Raw genomic sequence first — 4,557 nt, forward strand, 5'->3', positions numbered from 1 at the left:
GGTGGTGGCCGGGCGGAGGAACCAGTGGCGGGCCGACGTCAGCCACCAGGTGCCGGCGAAGGCGAGGACGGCCAGCACGGCGACCGGGGCGTAGTTGAAGGTCTCCCAGGTGACCGGGGAGACCTGCGGCAGCATGAACAGGACCGTGATGATGCCGACCCACGTCACCGACACCACCCCCACCACGCCGGACCAGCGGCCCAGATGCCATGGGCCCCGTTCGAAGGCCGCGCCCTTGCGGACCCGCAGCAGGGTCGGCACGACGTACGCGATGTACAGGCCGATCACCGCGATCGACGTCACCGCCGCGTACGCCGTCACATTGATCAGGTACGGCAGGCCGACCGCCAGCGCGCCGCCCGCCGCCAGCCACACCGCGGCGACGGGGGTGCGGGTGCGGGGGCTGACCGTGTGCCAGACGCGGGAGAAGGGAAGCGCGCCGTCGCGGGAGAAGGCGTAGATCATGCGGCTGTTGGCGGTGACCGACGCCATCCCGCAGAACAGCTGCGCGCCGATGACGACGAGCAGCAGGAGCTTGCCGGCGGTCACGCCGAGCGCGTCCAGCAGGATCTGCGCGGGCGGCGCGCCCGTCGGGGACGTGAGGGCGCCTTCGTACGACTGGATGGCGAAGGTGAAGCCGAGCAGGAGGACGAAGCCGGCGATCCACGACGTCCAGATGGACCGGACGATGCCGCGCGGGCCGGCCGTCGCCGCGTCGTGCGTCTCCTCGGTCATGTGGGCGGAGGCGTCGTAGCCGGTGAAGGTGTACTGCGCCATCAGCAGGCCGAGGAGGACGACGTACGGGCCGCTGCTCCAGCCCGTGTTGTTGACGAACTCCCCGAACACGAACGACGCCGGCTGGTGCCGGTCCGGCACGAACGCCAGCGCGCCGACGATGACGGCGACCCCGAGGACGTGCCACCACACGCTCACGCTGTTCAGCAGGGCCACGATCCGCACGCCGAACGTGTTCAGCAGGCCGTGCAGCAGCAGGATCGCCGCGAAGAGGAGGATCGTACGGCCGGGGGTGACCTCGAAGCCGAACTCGAGGTTCAGATACGCGCCGAGGAAGCTCGCCGCGCCGAAGTCGATGCCGGCGGTCACGGCGACCTGCCCGAGGACGTTGAACCAGCCCGTGAACCACGCCCACGCGGCGGCGCTGCGGGGCGGCGCGAGGCGGTGGGCCCAGAAGTACAGGCCTGCCGAGGTGGGGTACGCCGAGCAGATCTCGGCCATGGACAGGCCGACGAACAGCGTCATCAGGCCGACGCCCACCCAACCCCAGGTGATCACCGCGGGGCCGCCGGTGTTCATGCCGAACAGGTACAGCGTCAGACAGCCCGACAGCACCGAGATGATGGTGAAGGAGACCGCGTAGTTGGCGAACCCGGACATACGGCGGGCCAGCACCTGGGTGTAGCCGAGCTGGGCCAGCCGCTCCTCGTCGGAGGGCGACGCCGCACCGCCCGCCTCTCGACCGCTCGCATCATTTGTCATGCCCCCAGCGATTCCCCCGTCGGGTACGTGACATGCGTCACAAACGGGTGATCGGGCCGGAACCGGCCCCGGCGGCCACGACAGGACATCCCGCAAAGTGTGCGGCAGGAGTCGACGGGGCGGGCACGGCACGGACCCTGGCCGGGCGGGAACGCGGCAGGGCCCGTACGACCGGAGTCGTACGGGCCCTGTTCGGATGTTCGCGGACGGGTGCTCGCGGAACCCGATACACGCGGACGGACGTTCGCGGAACCGATGTACGCGGACGAATGTCGCGCGCGGATCAGAACCGACCGTCAGCCGTTGCGCTTCCAGCGCGGCTTGTCCTCACGGCGGCCGAAGGAACCGCCGCCGCGGTGGTCGTCACGACGGCCGTACGGACGCTCGTGGCCGCCGGAGCGGAAACCGGGACGGTCGTCGCGGCGGTCGCGGTTGAACGGGCGGTCACCGGCACGGTGGCCACCACGGTCGTCGCGGCGGAACCCGCCACGGTCGTCACGGCGCTCGAAACCGCCACGCCCACCACGGTCACCGTCGCGACGGTCGTCACGGCGGTCACGGTCGAACGGGCGACGCTCGCCCCGGTCCTCACGGTCGAACGGGCGACGCTCACCCCGGTCCTCACGGTCCCGGCGGAAACCGCCACGGTCCTCGCGGCGCTCGAAACCGCCCCGGCCACCACGGTCGCCGTCACGGCGGTCGTCACGGTCCCGGCGGAACCCGCCGCGGTCGTCACGGCGCTCGAAGCCACCCCGGCCACCACGGTCGCCGTCACGGCGGTCACGGTCGAACGGACGACGCTCACCCCGGTCGTCACGGTCCCGGCGGAAACCACCACGGTCACCGGCACGGTCCCGGTCGCCCCGCCCGAACGGACGCCGGTCCTCACGCTCACCGCGCTCCGCCCGGTCCACGTCCGCCGCGGCGGGCTGTTCCGGCACCGAGATCTCCGCTGCCGCCGCCTCGGCAGCCGCCTCGACCGCCGCCACCGGGTCCTCGCCCCGCTCCCGCGCCACGCGCGCCACCAGCCGGTCGGCCTCCTCCCGCAGCTCGGCCGCACGACGCTGCGCACGCTCCAGCTGCTTGGTGAGCTGCGCCACCTCACGCTCGGCCTGCGCGGCGGCGTTGCCCGCCGACTCGGCCTGCACCTCGGTCATCGACCGGGCACCGGTGATCTCCGCGACCTCCGGGTCGAACGCGGCGCCGCCCTGGATGATGTGCCGGGCCGCGTCCACGCCGGCGTCCTCCATCAGACGGAAGATCTGCCGGCGCTGGTGCGGCAGAGACAGCGACACGACCGTGCCGGTACGGCCCGCACGCGCCGTACGGCCCGCACGGTGCAGATAGTCCTTGTGGTCGCCGGCCGGGTCCACATTCAGCACCAGGTCGATGCCGTCCACGTGGATGCCGCGCGCGGCGACGTCGGTGGCGACGAGGACGTTGACGTACCCGTCCTTGAAGTCGGCCAGCGTCCGGGTGCGCGCGCCCTGCGTCATACCGCCGTGCAGCGCCTCCGCCTTCACCCCGGCGTCCCGCAGCTGCTCCGCGACACGGTCGGCGCCCAGCTGGGTGCGGACGAAGATGATCGTCCGGCCCTTGCGGGACGCGATCGCCGCCGTCACCGGCGCCTTGTCCTTCGGCTTCACGATCAGGATGTGGTGCGACATGGTCGTCACCGCGCCCTGCGCGGCGTCCACCTCGTGGCTCACCGGGTCGTTCAGGTAGCGGTCGACGAGCGTCTTGATCTCGTTCTCCATCGTCGCGGAGAACAGCATCCGCTGACCGCCCGCCGGCACCTGGTCCAGCAGCTCGGTCACCTCGGGCAGGAAGCCCAGGTCGGACATCTGGTCGGCCTCGTCCAGGACGGCGACCTCGACGTCCTCCAGGGAGCAGGCGCCGCGGTTGATGATGTCCCGCAGCCGGCCCGGCGTGGCGACGAGGATGTCGACGCCGCGCTCGAGGGCGTAGATCTGGTTGCCCATCGACGTGCCGCCGCAGACCACCTTCATCTTCAGGCCGAGCTGGTCGCCGTACGGCTGAAGCGCGTCCGCGACCTGCATCGCGAGTTCACGCGTCGGCGTGAGGATCACGGCACGCGGCCGGTGCTTCTCGGTACGGCCGCCGGCCAGCCGGGTCAGCGTCGGCAGACCGAACGACAGGGTCTTGCCGGAGCCGGTACGGCCACGGCCCAGGATGTCCTTGCCGGCCAGGGCGTCCGGGATGGTCGCGGCCTGGATCGGGAACGGGACCGTCACGCCGTTCTGCGCGAGCTTGCGCACCACGGGCTCGGGGAGACCGAGGTCCGCGAACGTCACCTCGGGAGCCTCGGACGCCTCGGACGCCCCGACGGCGTCGGCGACACGGGGCGCCTCGTCGGCCGCCGCGGCCTCGGGCACGAAGCCCTCGGCGATCTCGGCAGTCTCGACGGTCTCGGCGACCTCGACGGCGCGATCAGTGCTGGAAATGGACATGCGAATGCGAAACCTTCCGGAGTCTCGTCGGCACGCGCCCGTCAACTCCGTGTTCGCATCACGACCGCCTAGATGCGGTCCGTCACGGCAAAGGAGAGTACGCGCCACACGGCGCGCTCTGCGTTGGCGCCGGGCAAATGGGATCAAACGATCTACCACCATACGCACCCACCACCCCCGAGCGCAAACCGGCCCCCTGACCAGCACCGCAGCCCCGCAGGCGCACAGCCCCGACACTCCCCCGCCCGCTCCGCCCGCCTCAGAACGGCGCCTGAGCCGCCACCGGCGCCGGCTCACGCTCGGTCAGCTGCGGCCCCGCCTCCTCGTGCGCCGACGACGACGGCTCCGCCGACGGCGGCGTCTCCGGCTCCGACGGCTCCGGCGACGCAGGCGGCTGCGACGGCTGCACAGGAGGCGCGGACGGCTCCCCCCACGTCGGCGACGGCTCCGCCCCGGTCGGCGACGGCACCCCGGGCTTCACCGGCCCGCCCGGCCGCACCCCCGGCGACGCGCTCGCGCTCACCCGCGCGGACGGCGAAGCCGAAGGCGCCACCGACTCCCCGCCCTTGGCGTCCGCACCGTCCCCGCC

General features: G+C 72.4%; 2 protein-coding genes and 1 pseudogene. All 3 read right to left on the minus strand.

Annotation, left to right across the window (positions count from 1 at the left end; translation table 11 throughout):
- Positions 1–1,497, minus strand: a 1,497-nt coding sequence (locus MTQ10_RS28200; protein ID WP_247473157.1) for an amino acid permease, incomplete at its 3' end; no start/stop codon positions are given.
- A gap of 296 nt (positions 1,498–1,793) precedes the next feature.
- On the minus strand, positions 1,794–3,968 hold the full coding sequence (locus MTQ10_RS28205; protein ID WP_247473159.1) for a DEAD/DEAH box helicase: 2,175 nt from the start codon (positions 3,966–3,968) through the stop codon (positions 1,794–1,796).
- Positions 3,969–4,227: 259 nt separating this feature from the next.
- A pseudogene (locus MTQ10_RS28210) lies at positions 4,228–4,557 on the minus strand (hypothetical protein); the annotation flags it as partial.

The sequence above is a fragment of the Streptomyces sp. XM83C genome (assembly GCF_023072675.1).
GTDB classification, from domain to species: Bacteria; Actinomycetota; Actinomycetes; order Streptomycetales; family Streptomycetaceae; genus Streptomyces; species Streptomyces thermocoprophilus.